The organism is Micromonospora chalcea, assembly GCF_002926165.1.
In the GTDB taxonomy this organism is placed as follows: Bacteria; Actinomycetota; Actinomycetes; order Mycobacteriales; family Micromonosporaceae; genus Micromonospora; species Micromonospora chalcea.
Genome location: NZ_MAGP01000121.1, coordinates 50,226 through 70,323, shown reverse-complemented (window position 1 = coordinate 70,323; position 20,098 = coordinate 50,226). Strand labels below are relative to the sequence as shown.

The 20,098-nt window shown below is 73.4% G+C and carries 21 protein-coding genes; 12 read left to right on the top strand and 9 right to left on the bottom strand.

Going from position 1 to position 20,098, the window contains the following annotated elements; all coding sequences use genetic code 11:
- Positions 1 to 8: 8 nt before the first annotated feature.
- Both hemG and hemQ read left to right on the top strand, forming a co-directional pair.
- On the top strand, positions 9 to 1,418 hold the full coding sequence (gene hemG / locus BAW75_RS18700) for a protoporphyrinogen oxidase (protein WP_104114389.1): 1,410 nt from the start codon (positions 9 to 11) through the stop codon (positions 1,416 to 1,418).
- Positions 1,415 to 2,116: a hydrogen peroxide-dependent heme synthase gene (hemQ, locus tag BAW75_RS18695; RefSeq protein WP_043325639.1), complete on the top strand. Its 702-nt coding sequence runs from the start codon at positions 1,415 to 1,417 to the stop codon at positions 2,114 to 2,116. Before hemG ends, hemQ begins: the two co-directional genes overlap by 4 nt.
- Positions 2,117 to 2,212: 96 nt before the next feature.
- Here hemQ and BAW75_RS18690 read toward each other — a convergent pair whose 3' ends face one another.
- The 3 genes from BAW75_RS18690 to BAW75_RS18680 form a co-directional block, all read right to left on the bottom strand.
- A complete protein-coding gene (locus BAW75_RS18690; protein ID WP_104114388.1) occupies positions 2,213 to 3,328 on the bottom strand; it encodes a lytic polysaccharide monooxygenase auxiliary activity family 9 protein in 1,116 nt (371 codons plus the stop codon).
- A gap of 106 nt (positions 3,329 to 3,434) precedes the next feature.
- Positions 3,435 to 3,878, bottom strand: a complete 444-nt coding sequence (locus BAW75_RS18685; RefSeq protein ID WP_064447164.1) for a GNAT family N-acetyltransferase — start codon at positions 3,876 to 3,878, stop codon at positions 3,435 to 3,437.
- A 65-nt stretch (positions 3,879 to 3,943) separates the two neighbouring features.
- Positions 3,944 to 4,204 (bottom strand): hypothetical protein, encoded by a 261-nt coding sequence (locus BAW75_RS18680; RefSeq protein WP_030503017.1) that lies wholly within the window; start codon positions 4,202 to 4,204, stop codon positions 3,944 to 3,946.
- 155 nt (positions 4,205 to 4,359) lie between these two features.
- On the opposite strand from BAW75_RS18680, the gene BAW75_RS18675 reads away from it, so the two are divergent.
- A complete protein-coding gene (locus BAW75_RS18675; protein WP_043325634.1) occupies positions 4,360 to 4,635 on the top strand; it encodes an isoamylase early set domain-containing protein in 276 nt (91 codons plus the stop codon).
- Between the two features lie 8 nt (positions 4,636 to 4,643).
- Here BAW75_RS18675 and msrB read toward each other — a convergent pair whose 3' ends face one another.
- Positions 4,644 to 5,054: a peptide-methionine (R)-S-oxide reductase MsrB gene (gene msrB, locus BAW75_RS18670; RefSeq protein ID WP_030503019.1), complete on the bottom strand. Its 411-nt coding sequence runs from the start codon at positions 5,052 to 5,054 to the stop codon at positions 4,644 to 4,646.
- A gap of 47 nt (positions 5,055 to 5,101) precedes the next feature.
- Between msrB and ligD the strand changes: the two genes are divergently transcribed.
- Complete coding sequence (gene ligD, locus BAW75_RS18665; RefSeq protein WP_104114387.1) at positions 5,102 to 6,127, top strand: non-homologous end-joining DNA ligase; 1,026 nt, start codon at positions 5,102 to 5,104, stop codon at positions 6,125 to 6,127.
- Positions 6,128 to 6,139: 12 nt separating this feature from the next.
- On the opposite strand, the gene BAW75_RS18660 is transcribed toward ligD, so the two are convergent.
- From BAW75_RS18660 to BAW75_RS18650, 3 genes are read right to left on the bottom strand one after another with little or no spacing between them, the layout of a single operon-like run.
- Positions 6,140 to 6,391 carry a hypothetical protein gene (locus tag BAW75_RS18660; protein ID WP_104114386.1) on the bottom strand — a complete coding sequence of 84 codons (252 nt, stop codon included), beginning with the start codon at positions 6,389 to 6,391 and terminating at the stop codon, positions 6,140 to 6,142.
- Positions 6,379 to 6,642, bottom strand: coding sequence for a DivIVA domain-containing protein (locus tag BAW75_RS18655; protein WP_104114385.1), 264 nt, complete (start codon positions 6,640 to 6,642; stop codon positions 6,379 to 6,381). The genes BAW75_RS18660 and BAW75_RS18655 overlap by 13 nt, the downstream gene beginning before the upstream one ends.
- Complete coding sequence (locus BAW75_RS18650) at positions 6,639 to 6,893, bottom strand: hypothetical protein (protein WP_104114384.1); 255 nt, start codon at positions 6,891 to 6,893, stop codon at positions 6,639 to 6,641. Before BAW75_RS18650 ends, BAW75_RS18655 begins: the two co-directional genes overlap by 4 nt.
- Positions 6,894 to 7,095: 202 nt before the next feature.
- Here BAW75_RS18650 and BAW75_RS18645 point away from each other — a divergent pair, with 202 nt between their 5' ends.
- The 7 genes from BAW75_RS18645 (at position 7,096) to BAW75_RS18615 (ending at position 16,930) form a co-directional block, all read left to right on the top strand.
- Positions 7,096 to 7,977, top strand: a complete 882-nt coding sequence (locus tag BAW75_RS18645; protein ID WP_104114383.1) for a helix-turn-helix domain-containing protein — start codon at positions 7,096 to 7,098, stop codon at positions 7,975 to 7,977.
- Between the two features lie 4 nt (positions 7,978 to 7,981).
- Positions 7,982 to 8,164 (top strand): DUF397 domain-containing protein, encoded by a 183-nt coding sequence (locus BAW75_RS18640; protein ID WP_104114382.1) that lies wholly within the window; start codon positions 7,982 to 7,984, stop codon positions 8,162 to 8,164.
- A 145-nt stretch (positions 8,165 to 8,309) separates the two neighbouring features.
- The gene (locus BAW75_RS18635; RefSeq protein ID WP_146074854.1) at positions 8,310 to 9,011 is read left to right on the top strand and encodes a hypothetical protein; all 702 of its coding nucleotides are present in this window, start codon (positions 8,310 to 8,312) and stop codon (positions 9,009 to 9,011) included.
- Between the two features lie 291 nt (positions 9,012 to 9,302).
- Entirely contained in the window at positions 9,303 to 12,488 is a 3,186-nt protein-coding gene (locus tag BAW75_RS18630; protein WP_104114380.1) for an FtsX-like permease family protein, read from the top strand.
- Positions 12,485 to 15,214: an FtsX-like permease family protein gene (locus BAW75_RS18625; RefSeq protein WP_104114379.1), complete on the top strand. Its 2,730-nt coding sequence runs from the start codon at positions 12,485 to 12,487 to the stop codon at positions 15,212 to 15,214. Before BAW75_RS18630 ends, BAW75_RS18625 begins: the two co-directional genes overlap by 4 nt.
- 1 nt (position 15,215) lies before the next feature.
- Positions 15,216 to 16,205 (top strand): ABC transporter ATP-binding protein, encoded by a 990-nt coding sequence (locus BAW75_RS18620; RefSeq protein WP_064447169.1) that lies wholly within the window; start codon positions 15,216 to 15,218, stop codon positions 16,203 to 16,205.
- A complete protein-coding gene (locus BAW75_RS18615) occupies positions 16,205 to 16,930 on the top strand; it encodes an ABC transporter ATP-binding protein (protein ID WP_030503025.1) in 726 nt (241 codons plus the stop codon). Before BAW75_RS18620 ends, BAW75_RS18615 begins: the two co-directional genes overlap by 1 nt.
- Before the next feature lie 58 nt (positions 16,931 to 16,988).
- Here the strand turns inward: BAW75_RS18615 and BAW75_RS18610 are convergent, their stop codons facing one another.
- On the bottom strand, positions 16,989 to 17,441 hold the full coding sequence (locus tag BAW75_RS18610; RefSeq protein WP_030503026.1) for a GNAT family N-acetyltransferase: 453 nt from the start codon (positions 17,439 to 17,441) through the stop codon (positions 16,989 to 16,991).
- 67 nt (positions 17,442 to 17,508) lie between these two features.
- Entirely contained in the window at positions 17,509 to 18,657 is a 1,149-nt protein-coding gene (locus BAW75_RS18605) for an RsbRD N-terminal domain-containing protein (RefSeq protein ID WP_104114378.1), read from the bottom strand.
- 163 nt (positions 18,658 to 18,820) lie between these two features.
- Between BAW75_RS18605 and BAW75_RS18600 the strand changes: the two genes are divergently transcribed.
- Positions 18,821 to 20,095, top strand: a complete 1,275-nt coding sequence (locus BAW75_RS18600; protein ID WP_104114377.1) for a YncE family protein — start codon at positions 18,821 to 18,823, stop codon at positions 20,093 to 20,095.
- Positions 20,096 to 20,098: the final 3 nt, after the last annotated feature.

The following is a 20,098-nucleotide window of genomic DNA, read 5'->3' as shown; positions in this document are numbered from 1 at the left end:
AGGCGACAGTGGTGCGACCGTGGCGGGTGGCGATCGTCGGTGGCGGGATCACCGGGCTGGCCGCCGCCGTCCGGTTGCGCGACAGCGCTCCCGAGGGCACCGCGGTCACCGTGTACGAGCAGTCCGGCCGCCTCGGCGGCAAGCTGTTCACCGGTGAGCTCGCAGGCGGGCCGGTCGAGTTCGGCGCGGAGTCGTTCCTGATGCGCGACCCGGCCGGTGGCGAGTCGGCGGCGGTGACGCTGGCCCGGCGCCTCGGCCTGGCCGAGGCGATCGTGCACCCGACCGTCGGGCAGGCCGCCCTGCTCGTCGACGGCACGTTGCGCCCGGTGCCGGGCGGGACGCTCGTCGGCGTACCCGGGGATCTGGAGAAGGTGGCGGCGGTCGCGCCGCCGGCCGCGGACGCCGACCGCGACGCGGGCCACCCGTTGCTGGCCGACGGTGAGGACACCTCGGTCGGCGAGCTGGTCCGCAAGCGTCTCGGTGACGCGGTGGTGGACCGCCTCGTGGACCCGATGCTCGGCGGCGTGTACGCGGGGCGGGCCGACGACCTGTCGCTGGTCACCACGATGCCGGCGCTGGCCCGCGCGGCACGCGCCGAGCACACGCTCGTCGGTGCGGTACGCGCCGCGCAGGCCGCCGCGCCGCGCGCGCCCGGCGCCCCGGTCTTCGGCACCCTCGCCGGTGGGCTGAGCACGCTTGTCGAGGCGGCGGCGACGGCGAGCGGCGCGACGATCCGGCGCGGCGCCGCGGTACGCGAGCTGCGCCGCACCCCGGCCGGATGGCGGCTCACCGTCGGGCCGACCCGCGACGCCGAGCACGTCGAGGCCGACGCGGTGCTGCTCGCGGTGCCGGCCCGCCCGGCCGCCCGGCTGCTCGCCGCCGCCGCGCCCGAGGCGGCCGACACTGTCGGTGCGCTCGACTACGCCAGCGTCGCCCTGATCACCCTGGCCCTGCCCGGTCCGGCCCTGCCGGAGCTGTCCGGCTTCCTGGTGCCGGCCGGTGAGGGGCTGACGATCAAGGCGTCCACGTTCTTCACCACCAAGTGGGGGCACCTGCGGCGGCCGGACGGGCTGGCGCTGGTGCGCGCCTCGGTCGGCCGGTACGGCGACGAGACGTCGCTGCAGCTCACCGACGACGACCTGGCCGACGCGGTGCACCGGGAGCTGTCGGCGGTGCTCGGCGCGCCGCTGCCGACGCCGGTGGCCCGGCACGTGCAGCGGTGGGGCGGCGCGCTGCCCCAGTACACGCCCGGGCACACCGCCCGGGTCACGGCGGTCCGGGCGGCGCTGCGCGCCGCGTACCCGACGCTTGCGGTGGCCGGGGCCGGCTACGACGGCGTCGGCATCCCGGTGTGCGTCCGCTCCGGCGAGACGGCGGCCGAAGAGATCATCACGGCACTGGAAGGATCGGCAGCATGACCGAGCAGACCAACGCGGCGCGGCTGCGGGAGCTCAACGAGACCATCCGTTACACGATGTGGTCGGTGTACCGGGCCACCAGCCCGCTGCCGTCGCTGCGGGAGAACGTCGTCGACGAGGTCGAGTCGCTCTTCACCGAGCTGGCCGGCAAGGACGTCACGGTCCGGGGCACGTACGACGTGGCCGGGCTGCGCGCCGACGCCGACCTGATGATCTGGTGGCACTCGTCGTCCAGCGACGCGCTGCAGGACGCGTACCTGCGGTTCCGCCGCACCACGCTGGGCCGGGCGCTCACCCCGGTCTGGTCGCAGATGGCGCTGCACCGCCCGGCCGAGTTCAACAAGAGCCACATCCCGGCGTTCCTCGCCGACGAGCAGCCGCGCCCCTACCTGTGCGTCTACCCGTTCGTGCGCTCGTACGAGTGGTACCTGCTGCCCGACGCGGAGCGGCGCGAGCTGCTGGCCGAGCACGGCAAGATGGCCCGCGGCTACCCGGACGTACGGGCCAACACGGTCGCGTCGTTCGCGCTCGGCGACTACGAGTGGATGCTCGCCTTCGAGGCCGACGAGCTGCACCGGATCGTGGACCTGATGCGTGACCTGCGCGCCTCCGGCGCCCGGCGGCACGTGCGGGAGGAGATCCCGTTCTACACCGGCCGCCGCCGCTCGGTGGCCGACATCGTGAACTGCCTGGTGTGAAAGGAAGGGCACCTTCTTAACGCCTGCGGTAGAGGAAGGGGCCCCGCTTAACACCCCAGCGGGTGTCGAGCAGGGCCCCGACCGGGAAGACCGGCGTCAGGTGGTCGTCGTACAGGACACGATGCTGGGCACCGGGTTCGTCGCACCGGCCGAGCCGGTGAAGCCGAACGAGGTGCTCGCACCCGGCGCGAGTGAGCCGTTGTAGGCGGCGTTTCGTGCCGTCACCAGTGTTCCGCTCGTGGTGACAGTGGCGTTCCACGCCGAGCTGACCTGCTGGCCGTTCTGGTAGTTCCAGCTCACCGACCAGCCGCGGATCGGCGAGCCGCTGTTGTTCGTCACCTTCACGTCGGCCTGGAAGCCGCCGCCCCACGAACCGGTGATCGCGTACGTCGCGGTGCAGCCGCCGGCCGGGTTCGGCGTGGTCGGCGGCGGGCTGGTCGGCGGCGTGCTCGTCGGCGGCGTGCTGGTGGGCGGGGTGCTCGTCGGCGGGGTGCTGGTCGGCGGGGTGGTCGGGCCGGACCCGCCGAAGTCCACATCGCTGCACAGGTAGTAGGACTGGTCCAGGTGGCTGGCCTGCCAGATGGTGTAGACGATGTGCCGGCCGGTGCGGCCCGGCGCGTTCGCCGGGATCTGGATGGACACGCCGTCCACCTCACGCGTCCACTGGCTGGCCGGGGTGTTGCCGATCTGGCCGACCAGTTCCAGGTCGCTCCAGCGCAGCGGCGAGGTGAGCGCGTTGAAACCCTGCTTGGTCACGTACACCCGGATGTAGTCGGCGCCGTGGCTGGCCTGGTCGAAGAACTTGACCCGGAAGTTGTTGGTGACCGGCACGGTCTTCCACGCGCCGACGGTGTCGAGCGCGTTGTACCGGCCACTCTGGGTGCGGCCGCCGCTGCACAGCTGACCGTCCGGGATGGCGCCCTGGTGGTTGCCGGCCACGCCCTCGCGGAACAGGCCGTTCCAGTTCCACATGGCGTTCGGGTCGGCCTGCCACGCCTGCCAGCACATCGGGTCCTGGGTGGCCATGGCCGGGTTCTGGAAGTCACCGCCCCAGCGCTGCCAGCAGCTGTAGGCGCGCGAGGCCGGGTCGACCACCGACCCGTGCGCCGAGGCCGGGCCGGAGAACGCGGTGGTGAGCAGCGCCGCGACGACCGCGCAGACGCCGAGGATCGCCGCCGCGAGCGGTAACGGGCGGCGGTACGGAGTGGACATGGAAAGCCTCCGGGATGGGTGTCGGTGCACGACGCCCGGACTGTCGGGAGTTGCCCTCTCCCGCGTGGCGGCTCCGCCCGCACGTTGCCACAAAAAGTGACAAACGTCAATGAGTTGGGTCGCGGCGCATCGGGGTGTGCGGAATGCCGTCCTCGACGTAACCGGGGCCGCTGACCGTGAAACCGAATCCCGCGTAGAAGCCCACGAGGTGCGTCTGCGCGTCGAGCACGCACGGCCGGTCACCCACCACCGCGAGGGCCTCGGCCATCAGCGCGCCGGCCAGGCCCGCGCCGCGGGCCGCCGACGCCACCACCACCCGCCCGATCCGCGCCACGCCGCCCGGGTCGGCCAGGATCCGCAGGTACGCGACCACGGCGCCGTCGCTGGTCAGCCACAGGTGGCGGGTGCCGGGTTCGACGTCCCGGCCGTCCAGTTCCGGGTACGGGCAGGACTGCTCGACCACGAACACGTCGATGCGCAACCGGAGCAGGTCGTGGAAGGTGCGGGCATCCAGGTCGGCGAAACCGGCCAGGTGGGACTCGACGGGCATCGGCCCAGGTTAGGCCGCGCGCCGCTGCCCGTCAGGGCCGGGTGCCGGGACGGCCGGGGCGCGCGTCAGGCGGGGCGGGCGCCGACCGCGTCGCGTACCTCGGCGCCCTGCTCGCCCTCGACGGCGCGGGCGCAGTGGGCGCAGCAGAAGAAGCGGCCGGAGACCTCGACGCCGTGGCCGACGATCTTGATCTGGCAGTGCTCGCAGATCGGCGCCATCTTGTGCACCGCGCACTCGAAGCAGTCGAACGTGTGCCGCGACCCGTCGACGGTGCGCACCTCGAACGCCATCCAGTAGTCGTTACCGCAAACCTCGCAGGTTGCCATGCGAAACCCCCCGAAAACGGACCTGTCATCCGAGAGTCGCGCAGACGACACCATCGAGCAACCGGAACCGGCGAACCTGATCCGGCCCCACGGCGTGTCGCTCCCGGCGTGTCGAGCGTTGACTCCGGTGACCGCCGAAAATCCCCGGAGGATCCGTGATCAAGCGCAACAAACTCTTCGGCAACCAGACCCGGGTGACGTTCTCGCTGCCCCGGGACACCCCGCCCGGCACGGTCAGCGTGGTCGGCTGCTTCAACGGCTGGGAGCCCGGCCGGCACGAGCTGGTGCCGCGCCGCGACGGCACCCGTACCGTGACGGTCCGGTTGAAGCCGGGGGAGTACCGCTTCCGTTACCTGGCCACCGGCGGCGTGTGGCTGGACGACGAGGCCGCCGACCGGGTGGACGAGGCCGGCGGCCTGCTGCGGCTGTGACGCCGCCGTCAGCCGGCGCTGGGCTCCAGCCGCACCGAGATCGAGTTGACGCAGTGCCGGGTGTCCTTCGGGGTGAAGCCCTCACCCTCGAAGACGTGCCCGAGGTGGCTGTCGCAGCGCGCGCAGCGGATCTCGATCCGGCGCATCCCGAGCGTGTTGTCCGGGATCTCCTTCACCGCACCCGGGATGGCGTCGTCGAAGCTCGGCCAGCCGCAGTGCGAGTCGAACTTGTCCTCGCTGCGGAACAGTTCCAGCCCGCAGGCCCGGCAGTGGTAGACGCCGGGGGTCTTGGTGTCGACGTACTCACCGGTCCAGGGCGCCTCGGTGCCGGCCTCGCGGAGCACCCGGAACTCCTCGGGGCTCAGCCGCACGCGCCATTCGTCCTCGGTACGGGGCAGTTCGTTGTCGGAGAGACTCACCCCTTCACGGTACGTCGGCTGTCGGTGGCATCGCATATGGTCGCGTGATGGCGGGCAAGGGCACGGTCGAAGAGATCGAGGTAGCCGGGCACACGGTGCGGCTGAGCAGCCCCGACCGGGTGATCTTCCCCCAGCGGGGCTTCACCAAGGCCGACGTCTTCCGCTACTACCTGGCCGTCGGCGACGGGATCATGCGCGCCCTGCGCGACCGGCCGACCACGCTCCAGCGCTTCCCCGACGGCATCGAGGGGGAGATGTTCTTCCAGAAGCGGGTGCCGCAGCGGGGCGTGCCCCCGTGGGTCCGCACCGCGCGCATCGCCTTCCCCAGCGGCCGCCCGGCCGACGAGCTGTGCCCCGCCGACCTGGCGCACGTGGCCTGGGCGGCGCAGATGGGCACCGTCGTGTTCCACCCGTGGCCGGTGCGCGCCGCCGACACCGACCGCCCCGACGAGCTGCGCGTCGACCTCGACCCGCAGCCCGGCACCGACTTCGCCGACGCGGTGACCGCCGCCGGTGAGCTGCGCGGCCTGCTGGACGAGCTGGGCGTGCCCGGCTGGCCGAAGACCTCCGGCGGCCGGGGCGTGCACGTCTACCTGCGCATCCAGCCGCGCTGGACGTTCGTGGAGGTCCGCCGCGCCACCATCGCGCTGGCCCGGGAGCTGGAACGACGCCGCCCCGAACTGGTCACCACCGCCTGGTGGAAGGAGGAACGGGGCGAACGGGTCTTCGTCGACTTCAACCAGATGGCGCGGGACCGCACCATCGCCTGCGCGTACTCGCTGCGCGCCAACGCGCGCGCCACCGTCTCCACCCCGGTCGACTGGGACGAACTACCCCAGGTCGACCCGGACGACTTCCACTTGGGCACGGTGCCGGCCCGGTTCGCCGAGCGCGGCGACCCGCACGCCGGCATCGACGACGCCCCGTGGGACATCACGCCGCTGCTGGAGTGGGCCGAGCGGGACGCCGCCGACGGGCTGGGCGACATGCCCTACCCGCCGGAATACCCGAAGATGCCCGGCGAGCCGAAGCGGGTCCAGCCGTCCAAGGACCGCGACCGCCCCCGCTCCTGACGCCCGCCGCGCTCACGCCGCGCACGGGCCGTCATGGTCGTTGAGGTGGCCGCACCGGCCGGCGCCGTCGAGCCGGGCGTCGCACCAGACCCGGGTACGCACGAACTGGCTGTCCTCCTCGCTCAGCGTGGTCTCGCCGAAGTCGATGACCGTGACGTGGCCGAGCGAGTCGCGCAGCGTCACCGCGAGGGCAGCCGCCTCGTCGGCGCTGGTCAGCGTGGTGGGCAGGTGGATGATCCAGCGCTGTGCCGTCATCGGGGCCATCCGCCCGGCGGGGCGTCCGGGTCGCGGAGACGGCAGGCGCGATGCTGGGACTGCCACTGCCGCAGCGCCTGGCGCACGCGCTCGGCCTCGGTTCGCGTGGTGACCAGCTCACGGCTCAGGCGTTCGAGTTCGTCGGCCACCCGGTCGAGGTGGTCGCGCACCTGGGTCGGGTCGAGGCCGCGCCAGCGCCGGTCGAAGTAGGCGGCCCGGACGTGGTGCGGGAGCAGGCGTTCCCCGGTCACGTAGATCACCGCACGGGCGCCGTCTGCTCGGCGACGAGCGCGTGGATCTGCCGGTCGGTGAGCCCGCGCTGGTCGAGCACCCGTCGGCCCCAGCGGTGCAACCGGCACGGGTGCGGCGCCCGGTCGTTGCGACAGCGCGGTCCCTCGGGCCACTGCTCGGGGGCGTGCACGGTGATCGCCCGGACCGCGAAGGTGACATCCTCGGCGGTGACGTAGGGCGGAAGCGGAATGTCGCCGAGGATACGATCGATCGAGTCCATGACTCTCCCTTGTGGATTGACGTCAGGTGCGGGGACGGATGCCGGGATGAGGTTCGGGGAAAGGCATCCGTCCCCGCGAAACCCGCCGCGTCCCCGGCGGGCACCACAATGGTCAATTCACCTCTGGCCCGGGACAATCTTTCGCGGCAGAATGCAGACCAAGGGATGAGGTGCCTTACGCGACAACACCAAAGGAGATGACGTGGACGACTCGGGAAGCACCGTCCCGCGTAGGCAGCTCGGCAGATATCTGAGAGAACTTCGCGAAGGCGCGCACGTCACGGTGACAGCGGCGGCCAAGGAGCTGGAATGGTCGGCGCCCCGGATCTGGCGTTACGAAACGGGCCAGGTGCCGATGCATCCGAACGACGTGGAAGCCATGTGCCGCGTTTACGGCGCGTCGCGAGAAACCATCGAAACCATGCGCTCTCTGGCCCGGGAAACCAAGGCGCACGGCTGGTGGCACAGCTACGGGGAGGCGATCAAGGACTGGTTCAAGCTCTACGTCGGGCTGGAGGCCGCCGCGACGAAGATTCGCAAGTACGAGGCAAATTTGGTACCGGGCTTACTGCAGACCGTCGAGTACATGACCGAGGTGATCTCTACTGACAACCCGCAGTTGAGTGACGCCGAGCGGCAAGCGAAGGTGGACGTGCGGCTGCGGCGGCAACGGCTGCTGGCACGTGCAGTGCCCCGGGCTCCCTACCTGGACGTGATCCTGAATGAGGCGGTGCTACGTCGACCGCTGCGCGATCTGTCTGCGATGGGTAGGCAAGTCGATGCCTTGGTGGTGGCGAGCCATCAGCACAACATCCGCATCCGGGTGCTCCCACTCAACGCTGGCCTCTACCGCTGGGCGTCGGCTGGAACGTTCACCATGCTCGACTTCCCGACCGACGTGCGGGAACCGGAGCCGACCACCATCTACATGGACGGTCCATGCGGCGCGGCATACCTCGACAAGGTCCACGAGATCCAGACCTACGAGGACGGCTGGCGTTCGCTCGGTGAACGTGCGCTCGATGCTGATGAGTCCCGCAAGCTGATGATGACGATAGCTGAGGAGATGACCGATGGGACGTGATGGAGTGTGGCGCAAGTCGTCCCGATCCGGCGGTGAAGGCGATTGCGTCGAGGTGGCCGGTTTCGCCGATGCGGTCGGTGTGCGGGACACCAAGGATCGGAAGGGGCCGGTGCTCAACTTCGACCCGGCGGCGTGGTCCCGATTCGTCGGGGCGGTTCGCGGGGGGCGGCTGAACGAACGGGTCTGAGCCGTGACGCGGGTGATGCCGAGGTGCCGGCATCACCCGCGGTTCGGCAGGCGGCCTATTGTCTCGGCCCTGTCGGTTTGTTGACATCAACGAGGGCTAATCGGCTGGCTTGTTTCTCATCATCCCTACCCAAGACTCGGGTGTCATGGATGAAGAACTCGGTAAGGCGGCCGTCGGTATCCTGGTTGCTGCGCTGGGGGGCACCGCGAGCGCCGGTCTGCAAGCGGCGGCTAAGAAACTGCACTCGCGGATTCACTCTCAGTTCCTGGATGTCGACAGCGATGAGATATTTGAGCGCTGGGCAGGGAGCCCAAGGAACGTCGACAGGCAGGGGGACCTTGCTGCCGCAATCGGCATCCTGGCCCGGGACTATCCCGATTTCGGGCAGAAGCTGCGGGAGTTGATCGAAGAGGCCAGGGCGCTCTCGATCGTGCATGACGGGAACTCTGCGGCGGGTGACCAGGTGAGCAGTGTGGTCACGGCCAGCGGCGGATCTGGAGTCATGAGCGGAACGTTTCACGGCAACGCCCAGATAGGTGACAATATAAGCAAGTCGAATACCTTCAAGATAGGCGGTGGAATCCTTCTTGTCGGCCTGCTTGCGCTTGCCTTCTTCTATATCGTCGGGCAGCTTTCTCCAGGGAGCGAGATCACCCAGGATTCCACCTGTCAGGAGTTCCTAGAGGCGCCTTCGGAAGAGGCGCTGCGTGGACTGCGGAAAGTGGGCACCGAACTCGGCGTGAGAACTGGCAGTCCTCTGGCGCCACCTGCCATCTCCTACGCTTGTAGCGGCGATCCCGATGCTCGTTTAGGGGACGTCGTGCTCCGCTACAAGGGGCAGTTCTGACGTCCGGCTGACGGAGAAGGAGGAGCGCCGCCCCGACGCCTGCTGGACGAGGCTCCGGGGCGGCGGTCCCATGCGTCGTATCCAAGTCAGGGTCGTCGGATCCGCGTTCGGCGTGGTCACTTGTTCGGCGAGCGCCAACGGTCACGGCGTGCCAGGCCCTACGAGTGCTCCCCGGGTCTCGGAGCGGCTGTGCGGTAGGCCGATAACGATCATGTAACGGGCGCGAACCTTTTCCGGGGTGTCACTGCTCTCTCTCGGCATCGGCCCGCCGGGGCCAGGAGAGGACGTCGGATGAAGCTGGTGTGGAGGCGGGCGGTAGAGGCCCGTGGGCTGCTGCTCGCCGCCGCTGTCGCGGCACTCGTCGCGGTCGCGTTGGTCACCGGGCTCTCCGACTACAACCGCCGGGCGGTGGACGCGGGCGCCCGGGCGGTGCTCGACGCCGCCCCGGCGGAGGAGCGCAGCCTGCTGATCAGCGGCTCCGGTGGCGCCGACGCCGCCGCGTACGCCGAGCGGGACCGGGCGGTACGGGCACAGTTCGCGAACGGGCTGGGCGGGGCGCCGGTCACGGTGGCCGGGGTCCGGTCCGGCACCGGGCGGGAGCTGACCGGTGACGTGGGTGCCGCCCGTACCGACGACGACCCGATGTTCGCCAACCTGGCCACACTTGACGACCTGCCCGCGCACGCCGAGCTGGCCGCCGGGGCGTGGCCGGTGCCCGGCAGCAACCCGTTGCAGGTGACGCTGCCGGAGACGGTGGCCGCGCAACTGGGCCTGGAGGTCGGCGAGCGGGTGCCGCTGTACGACCGGGGCGCGGAGCGGGCCAGCACGGTGGTGGTGGCCGGCACGTGGGCGGCCCGGGACGCGGCCGAGGCGTACTGGCGGCTCGCCCCGGGGGTGGGGGAGAGTCAGGGCGACGCGGAGGTCACCTCGTACGGGCCGTTCGCGCTCGACCCGGCCGACTTCGCCCGTACCTTCCCCGGCTCGACCTCGGCGGCCTGGCTGGTGGACCCCGACCTGGTGGCCGTCGAGCCGGCCCGGCTGCCGGCCGTGACCACAGCGCTGAACGAGATCACCGAGAAGCTGCCCGAGGCCACCGGCCTGGGCTCCTCGACGCAGCAGGTCAGCCACCTGGACCGGCTGGTGGACCGGCTCGGCCGGGCCGACCTGGTGGGCCGGTCCGCGCTGCTCACCCCGCTGCTGCTGATCGTGGTGCTCGGCGGGTACGCGCTGGTGCTGGTGGCCGCGCTGCTCAACGAGGACCGGCGGGCGCAGACCGCGCTGCTGCGGGCCCGGGGCGCCGCGCGTCGGCAGATCGCCGGATTCGCCGTACGCGAGGCCACGCTCGTGGTGGCGCCGGCGCTGCTGCTGGCCCCGGCGCTGACCGGGCAGGCGGTCCGGTATCTCGGCGCGGACCTGCGGCTCGCCGACGGCGACCTGGCCCGGGTCTGGGTGGTCGCGGTGGGCGCGGCGGTCGGTTGCCTGCTCGCCATGGTGCTGCCGGCGTTGCGCCGGGCCGGCACCTACGTCGCCGACATGGCGGCCCGGTCCCGCCCGTCCCGCAGCGCGGCCGTGCAGCGCGCCAGCGTGGACGTGGTGCTGGTGGCGCTCGCCGTGCTCGCCTGGACCCAGCTGCGGCAGTACTCCTCGCCGCTCGCGGGCGCGAACGGCAGCCTCGGCATCGACCCGCTGCTGGCCGCCGCGCCCACGATCGGCGTGCTGGCCGGCGCGGTGATCGCGCTGCGGCTGCTGCCGCCGACCACCCGGCTCGCGGAACGTTTCGTCGACCGCCGGCCGTGGAACGCCACCATGTTCGGCATGTGGCAGGCGGGTCGCCGCCCGCACGCCGGACCGGTGCTGCTGCTCGCGCTCGCCGTCGGCGGCAGCACGCTCGCGTGGTCGCTCGTCGCCTCCTGGGAACGCTCGCAGCGCGACCAGTCGCAGCACACGGTCGGCACGGACCTTCGGCTGACCGAACGGGACGGCACCGCCCCGGCCGACCGGGCCGCCCAGCTGGCCGCGGTGCCCGGGATCGACCGGGTGCTGCCCGCCTGGCGTGACGACGTGCGCCTGGGCCGCGAGGCCCGGCCGGCGACGGTGGTGGCCCTGGACGCCGCCGCCGCGAAGGGGATGATCCGGCTCGACGACGCCGACGGCGGGGCGTCCACCGGTGCCCTGCTGGACCGGCTCGCGCGCGGCCGGGGCGCGCCGGCCGGCGGTGTCCTGCCGGCCGGGGCGAAGACGTTCTCCGGCATTGTCCGCACCCCGGTGGAGAGCATGTACGACCGGCCCCGGGTGGCGGTGACCGCGTTGTTCGCCACCGACGCCGGGGCCACGTGGCGGGTCCGGCTGGCCGAGGCCGACGGCAATGGACGGCCCGTGCGCTTCTCCGTGCCGCTGCCCGACACCGGCGGCGCCCCGCTGCGGCTGGCCGGTTTCGAGGCCGACGGCGGCGACGCCACCGGCAGCTCGTACCGGCTGCTGCTCAGCGACATGCGGCTCACCGACGGCGGCGGCGCGGCGCTGCCGTTGCCGGTGGAGGGGGCCTGGCGGGTGATCGACCCGGGCAGCGGGCCACGCCGGGACGCCCGGGCCACCCCCACCGAGGTGGACGCGACGCAGGGCTTCGACGTGCCCGCGGGGCTGTTGCAGTTTGCCCGGGTGCCGTCGTCCCGGTTCGCCGTGGTGCCCATGGCCGAGGACCCGCCGGTGCCGGTGCTGATCACACCGGGGGTCGCCGCCGCGCTGAGCGTGCAGACCGGTGACACCGTCAAGCTGTCGGTCTCCGAGGTGACGATCGAGGCCACGGTGGTCGGCCAGGTCGCCGCGATCCCCGGCACCGCTGGCGACGGCGTGCTGCTGGACCTGCCCACCGCCGGCACCCAGTTGCTGGAGCGCAGCGGGGGCGTACGGCCGGTGGCCGAGTGGTGGCTGCGTACCACGCCGGGTGGGCACGCCGCCGCGACCGAGGCCCTCGCCGCTGTCGGCGGCACGGTGCTGCTGGACCGGCAGCGCGTGGCGGAGGAGGCCGCGGGGGACCCGTACTGGCAGGGCGCCCGCACCGGGCTGCTCGCCGCCGCGCTCGGGTCGGTGCTGCTGGCGCTGGTCGGCCTGGCGGTCGACGTGTGGGCCACCACCCGGCGGCGGCTCACCGAACTGGCCGTGTTCAACACGCTCGGCGCGAACACCCGGCTGCTGGCCCGCGCCTACCTCGCCGAGCAGGGTTTCCTGGCCGCGATCGGAGTCGGCGTCGGGCTGCTGGTCGGCGCCCTCGTCGCGGCCACCATGGTGCCGCTGGTGATCCTCACCCCGGCCGCCGGCCGGCCGGTGCCCGAGGCGGTCTTCACAGTGCCCTGGGTGCCGATCGGGGCGACCGCCGCCGGGCTGCTGCTCGCCGCGCTCGCCTTCGCCGCCGTCATCACCACCGGCATCCGCCAGCGGGTCGCCGCCGCGCAGCTCCGGATCGGAGGAGAACGATGAGCCTTCCTGGTGCCGCGCGCCGGGTCCGCGCATACGGGGGGCAGTTCCTGCTGCTCGCCGTCCTGACCCTGGTGACCGCGCTGTTGATCACGGGCGTGCCCCGGGTCGCCGACCGGCTGACCGGGCAGGGGCTCACCGAGTACGTGGCCGGTCAGCCGGTGGCTCGCCGGGACCTCACGTACAGCACCGCGCCGGACGTCGTGCCCGCCTCGGAGCAGCCCGTCGCCGCCAGCCGGGGGACCCTGCTCGCGGCGATCGAGGAGAAGATGCCCGCCGAGGTGCGCGACACGATCGGCGAGCGCTGGTTCGCGGCGCAGACCGTCCCGGGGCGACTGCGCGGTCCGACGCTCAGCGACGACAAGGGGCTGATCGACCTGCACCTGCGCGCCGGCACCGGCATCCGGGAGGCGGCCACCCTGGTCGACGGGCGGTGGCCGGAACGCGGCGTCACCCCGGCCGGCGCGATCGAGGTGACGCTCGCCGAGACGATCGCCACCACGCTGGGCATCGCGGCCGGCGACCGGTTCCGTCTCTCGCTGCTGGACGCCGACAACAACGTGCTCAACTCCCGCCCGGTCGACCTGGTCGGCGTGTGGCGGCCGAACGACCCGGCCGGCGGTGTCTGGGACACGCTGCCGTCGATGCTGAAGCTCAGCCCGCCGGAAGGCGACGGCCAACCGTTCGTGGGCGTCGCGTACACCGCCGACGCGGGTCTGAACTCGATCACCGCCGGGGAATGGCCGGTGGCCTTCGGCTGGCGGTACCGGATCGCACCGGACCGGCTCGAACCGGGCCGCCTCGACGCGCTGATCGCCGGCGTCGACGGGCTGGACCGGGCGATGCCCACCGAGGTCAAGGTGACCCTCAGCCAGGGCGTGGACATCCCGCTGCGGCGCTTCGCCGACTCGCTCGCCGCCGCGCGTACCCTGCTCGCGGTCATCGCCGCCGGGCTGCTCGCCACGCTGGCCGGGCTGACGCTGCTGGCCGCCCGGCTGGCCGCGAACCGACGCCGCGCCGAGTTCCACCTGATCCGGGCCCGCGGTGGCTCGACCGGTGACGTGCTGCGTCGCGGTCTGGCCGAGTCGGTGCTGGTTCTGCCGGCTGCGGCCGGGATCGGCTGGCTGCTCGGCGGGTTGCTGCCCGGCGCCGGGTCGCCGTGGCTCTGGGTGCTGGTCGCCGGGCTGCTGGCCACGCTGCTGCCGCCACTCGCCGCGCTCGCGGTCGGCCGCCGCGCCGGTGGCCGCTCCGACCTCGGCGGCCGGTCGCCCGCCGTCCGGCTCACCGTCGAGGTGGCGGTGCTCGGGCTCGCCGTGCTCGGCGCGTTCCTGCTGCGCCGCCGCGGGCTCACCGCCGGTTCGGTGGATCCGCTGCTGGTGTCCGTGCCGGTGCTGCTGGCGATCGCGGCGGCGCTGGTGGCGCTGCGCGCGTACCCCTGGCCCTTGCGGCTGCTCAGCCGCGTCGCGGCCCGGGCGCGCGGCAGCGTCGCGTTCCTCGGCGCCGCCCGCGCGGGCCGGGCCGCGAGCACCGGGCCGCTGGTCGTGGTGGTGCTGGCCGTCGCCACCGCCGCGTTCTGCGGCGTGGTGGCGACCGGCATCGAGACCGGCCGGGACACCGCCGCCGCCCAGGCCGTGCCGGGTGACCTGCTGGTACGCGGGGAGCGCTTCGCGCCGGACACCGCCGGCAAACTGGCCGAGCTGCCCGGGGTACGCGCTGTCGCGCCGCTGCTCACGGTGCCGGCCGAGCGCCCGTACGCCGACCGCGCCGGCCGCCCCGCCCCGGTCACCGAGCTGCGCGTGGTGCTCGTGGACGGCGAGCGGTTCGCCGAGGTGGCCAGTGCGGCAGGTGTACCGGTGAGCGTGCCCGACCCGGTGCGGGCCCGCGCCGACGGGAGCACGCCGCTGCCGGCGCTGGTGTCCCCGGCGGTCGCCGACGAGCTGGCCGACGCCGGGCTCGCCGACGCCCAGGGGGACCGGCCCGCCTGGCTGGACGTGCAGGGCAACCGGCTGCCGGTGCGCACCGCCGCCACTGTCGACGAGTTCGCGCTCGTCGGCGACGGCGTGGCGCGGTTCGTGGTGCTGCCGTGGCCGGCGTTGCCGGCGGACGCGCCGCACCAGCTCGCGCCCACCGGGTTCGTGCTGGCCGGCGCGGGCGTGGACGCCGCCGAGGTGGACCGGGTCGCGCGTGAGGGGCAGAACCGCTACCTGCGCATCGGCGGGGTCGGCACCGGGGACAAGGCCCGCGCGCCGGAGGTCACCACCCGCTCGGCCGTCCGCGTCGACCTGGGCGGTACCGGCGTGAACGGCCTGCTGGTGTTCGGTTTCGCGCTCGGTGCCGGGGGCGGCGCCGTGCTGGGGCTGCTCGGGCTCGCGCTCGCGGTGCTCGCCGGGGCCCGCTCGCGCGGGCAGGTGCTGTCCCGGCTGCGCACCATGGGCCTGTCCCGCCGGCAGTGGCGCGGCATGCTGATGGTCGAGCTGACCCCGCTGGTGCTGGTGTCGGTGCTCACCGGGGCGGTGGTCGGCGCGTTGCTGCCGCTGCTGCTCACGCCGGTGCCCGAGCTGCCCGCCTTCACCGGCGGCGTGGACGTACGCCCGCAGTTCGAACCCGGCCTGGTCGCCGGGGTGTCGGTCCTGGCCATGCTGGCCCTCGGCTTCGCGATCACCGTGGAGGCCGTGAACAACCGCCGGATGCGCCTCGGCGAGGTGCTGCGGCTCGGAGAGGAGAGCTGAGATGACCGCGACCGCCGAGACGTCCGTACCGGACCTGGCGTCCCTGCAGCAACGCGCGGCCGAACGGGCCGCGCAACGGGCCGGAGGGCGGGACCGGCTGCGCGGGCACATCGTCTGCGACGGCCTGGTACGCATCTTCAAGACCGAGGGCGTCGAGGTCGTCGCCCTGCAGGGCCTCGACCTGGTCATCGACCGGGGTGAGCTGGTCGCGATCGTCGGGGCCTCCGGCTCCGGCAAGTCGACCCTGCTGAACATCCTGTCCGGCCTGGACACCCCGACCGCCGGCATCGCCCGGGTCGCCGACTACGACCTGCTGTCGTTGTCGAACAAGCGGCGGCTGGCGTACCGGCGGGAGGTGGTCGGCTTCATCTGGCAGCAGACCGGCCGCAACCTGCTGCCGTACCTGACCGCGCTGGAGAACGTGGAGCTGCCGATGAAGCTGGCCGGGCGGGCCGGCGGGCGGCGCAAGCGGCGGGAACGGGCCCGCGAGCTGCTGGACATGGTCGGCGTCGGCTACTGCGCGGACCGCCGTCCGGGCCAGATGAGCGGCGGCGAGCAGCAGCGCTGCGCGGTCGCCGTGGCGGTGGCCAACGACCCGGAGATCCTCTTCGCCGACGAGCCCACGGGTGAGCTGGACGAGGCCACCGGCGCGGAGGTGTTCGCCGCGCTGCGCACCATCAACGCCGAGCTGGGCGTCACCATCGTGGTGGTCACCCACGACCACGCCGTGGCCGGCCAGGTCCGCCGTACCGTCGCGATCCGCGACGGCCGGACCGCCTCCGAGGTACGCCGGACCGCGCGCGTCACCGCCGACGGCGGCACCGAGATGGTCAGCGAGGAGTACGCGGTGCTGGACCGCACCGGCCGGATGCAGCTGCCGGCGCAGTTCGTGGAGGCGTTGTCGCTGCGTGACCGGGTCCGCCTCAATCTGGAACCCGATCACGTCGAGGTGCGCCCCGGCGACCGGACGCACGCCGAGGAGAGTGAGTGATGACCGACCAGACAGTGGTGCTGCCGGCGGTGCCGGGGACGGCAGTCGAGGACGTGGTCCGGGTCGAGGGGGTGAGCCGCACCTTCGGCAAGGGGGAGCACGCCGTGCACGCCGTACGGGACGTCTCGTTCACCGCGCGGCGCGGCGAGCTGGTGGCGGTCCGGGGTCGCTCCGGCGCCGGCAAGACCACGCTGCTGAACCTGGTCGGCGGCCTGGACCGCCCGGACGCCGGCCTGATCCGGGTGGCCGGGCACGAGGTCACCGCCGCGGGCGAGCGGGAGCTGCTGGCGTTGCGCCGGGGCACGATCGGGTTCGTGTTCCAGACGTTCGGCCTGGTGCCGATCCTGTCCGCGGCGGAGAACGTCGGGGTGCCGCTGCGGCTGGCCAAGGTGCCGGCGGCCGAGCGGGAACAGCGGGTGGCGGTGCTGCTGGAACTGGTCGGGCTGGGCGGGCACGCGGCGCAGCGCCCGTACGAGCTGTCCGGCGGGCAGCAGCAGCGGGTGGCGGTGGCCCGGGCGCTGGCGAACGAGCCGGACCTGCTGATCGCCGACGAGCCGACCGGCCAGCTCGACTCGGAGACCGGTCGCTCGATCATGGACCTGCTCCGGGCGGTGGTGCACGCGCGGGGGATGACCGCGCTCGTGGCCACGCACGATCCGGCGCTGATCGAGATGGCCGACCGGACGCTGACGCTGCGCGACGGCCGGCTGGCGCCGGAGGACTGACCGGGGTGACCGGGCCGCGCGCCTTCGGGTGGCGGCCCGGCGCCCGATCGCGGCCCGGTCAGAGCGCCAGCTTCATGCCCTCGTGGCTGGCCACGAAGCCCAGGTCGCGGTAGAACCGGTGCGCGTCGGCGCGCTGCTTGTCGGTGGTGAGCTGCACCAGCGCGCAGCCGCGCTCCCGGGCCCGGTCGATCGCCCAGCGCATCATCGTCCCGCCCAGCCCACGGCCGCGCCGGTCGGAGCGGACCCGCACCGACTCGATCAGGCACCGCTCGGCGCCGTGCCGGCCCAGCCCGGGGATGTACGTGAGCTGGAAGCAGCCGACCAGCTCCCCGCCGTCGTCGGCGACGATCAGCTCGTTGCGCGCATCGGCGTCGAGGTCGGCGAAGGCCCGCTCGTACGCCGCGTCCACCTCGGGCAGGTCACGGGTACGCCCCAGCACGTCGTCGGCGAGCAGCGCGAGCACGGCCGGCAGGTCGGCGCGGACCGCCTCCCGGAAGATCACCTCGGTCATCCGGCCAGCCTGGCACAGTGCCTCGTGCCGGTGTCGCCCGGTCTGGCGTCGAGGAGGTGCGGCGGCCTCAGCCGCCGTCCAGCCAGCTGCGCAGCGCCCACCACCAGTGCACGGTCTCCGGCACCGTGCACCGCGCGCCCTCCTCGACCGGCGGCCCGCCGGTCAGCTCCCGCAGCCGCCGCAGCCGGTAGCGCACCGTGTTCGGGTGTACGTGCAGCTCGGCGGCCGTCTGGTCCAGCCGCTGACCGTGGTGCAGCCAGGCGAGCGCGGTGCCGGCGAGGTCCCGGTGGAAGTCGTCGGCCGGGTCGAGCGCGCCGAGCAGCGTGCCGCGTAGCAACTCGGCCAGGACCGGCTGGGCGGCCAGCGCGGTCTCCCCCGCCAGGTCGGTGACCTGACGCAGGCCGCGCAGCCGCCGGTGCGCCGCCGTGGCCAGTGCCGCCAGGCAGAGCGCGTACATGGCCGGTGCCCGCACCAGCGGCTGTGCGGGCGTCACCAGCGTCAGCAGGTCGGCCGGTACGGCGTCGGGCGGTCGCGGGAGCAGCCCGGCGAGCCGGTCGTCGACGGTGCCGAGCAGCCCGCCGTGCCGGATGAGCTGCCGCTGCAGCGCGTGCGCGCGTACCGGGTCGGGTGGCGCGGCGACCAGGCAGTGGTAGCGCCCGTCCGGCCGCAGCCCGAACCGGGTCAGCTCGGCCGGGAGCGTACCGGCGGGTCCGTCGCGCAGCAGCCGCCGCAGCAGGTGCGCCCGGGCCGCGGCGCCGGTGCGGAGCAGGTCCCGTTCGGCCGCCCGGTGCCCGTCGACCACGGCCCGCTCCACCGCCGCGGCGTACCGGCCGATGGTGAGCAGCCCCTCCAGCAGCACCTCGTCCGGGATGCCGGCGGCCCGGCCGTGCCGCACCACGAGTTCCACCGCGCGGTCCCGTCCGGCCTGCACCCCGCGCAGCAGCCCGGCCACCGTGACGCCCTGCGCGGCCCGGTCCGCGCCCAGCCGCCGGGCCTCGGCGAAGTCCCGTCCGGCCGGGTCCTCGTGGCGTTCCAGCGCACCGAGACCGCTGGTCAGCAGCAGGACGACCTGGCGGCGTACCTCGTCGGCGGGCAGCCGGGCCACCTCGGGGGAGTTCACGCGGGCCGCCCGCGCCACCTCGTCGTCGGCGGCCGGGTCGGCGGACAGGTCGCGCAGCAGCGTGCCGAACGTGGGGACGTTCCCGGTCCGGGTCACGCCGCCTCCCGTTGTCGTCGCGGCACAACCAGGTCGCGCGGGCGTTGGCGTCCGGTCCCTAGCCCCGGCAGCCGGCCGGTTGCTCTCCTGGTTGTTACCGCAAGGTAACACCGTTCGCGCCACTGAGAAACGTCGATGTCGTACCGGCTGCCAGGAGGCGTCCATGACCCCCGTGCCACTCCGCCTGCCCCGACCCCGCCGCCGCGCCGCCCTCGCCGTGCTGGCCGCGCTCGCCCTCGTCGCCCCGGCCCCGCTGCTGACGGCGCCCGCGCCGGCCGCCGCCGCGGTCCCGCTCCAGGAGGTGATGTTCGTCGGCAACAACTGGGACGGCACCGCCGACGTCATCCGGGCCCGTGGTGACTACGCCAAGCTCGGCCGGATCAACGTGATCCCGGACCGCGCCGCGCGGCTGCGCGAGATCTACCTCAACCCGATCAGACTGGCGTACTTCCTCGGCATCCGGCAGGGCCCGGGGGAGGGCCACGACCAGTTCGTCGACGACATGTACACCACCCCCGACGGCAGCGCGGTGGTGGTGTCCCGGCCCAGCTTCGCCGACGTCGTCTCGATCGACCTCGCCACCGGCGCGCTGCGCTGGCGGTTCCCGGTCTCCGGCTACCGCTCCGACCACATGGCCGTGTCACCCGACGGCACGCGCGTCGCGGTCTCCGCCTCCACCTCCAACACCGTGCACGTGCTGGACATCCGCACCGGAACGCAGCTCGGCTCGTTCGGCGCCGGCGACAAGCCGCACGAGAACATCTACACCGACGGCGGCACCCGGCTGTGGAACATGTCCATCGGCGAGGTCAACACCGACCTGGACGCGCCCTGGCTCGACTGGACCAAGGGCGACCGCCGGATCACCGTCGCCGACACCAGCACGTACCAGGTGGTCAAGGTCATCGACATGCGGGACCGCCTCGACGCCGCCGGCCGCCGCGGCCTCTCCGACGCGGTCCGCCCGGCCGTGTTCACCCCCGACGGCAGCCGGCTCTACTTCCAGGTGTCCTTCTTCAACGGTGTGGTCGAGTACGACGTGGCAACCGACCGGATCACCCGCGTCGCCACGCTGCCGAAGAACCCGGCCACCAGCGAGGACCGCACCACCTGGGTCAACGACTCCCGGCACCACGGCCTGTCGATGAGCCCCGACGGCGCCCGGATCTGCGTCGCCGGGACCATGGACGACTACGCCACGGTGCTCGACCGGGCCACGCTGCACGAGGGGCCGCTGGTGCCCGCGAGCAAGCCGTACTGGGCCACGGTCAGCGGGGACGGCCGGGACTGCGTGATCTCCGAATCCGGCGCGGACCAGGTCACCGCGATCAACTTCGCGACCGGGCAGAAGGTCGCGAGCGTCCCGGTCGGCGACCACCCCCAGCGCGTCCGCATCGGGCACGTGCCGCAGGACTGGACGCCCCCGGCCGCCGGCTGACCG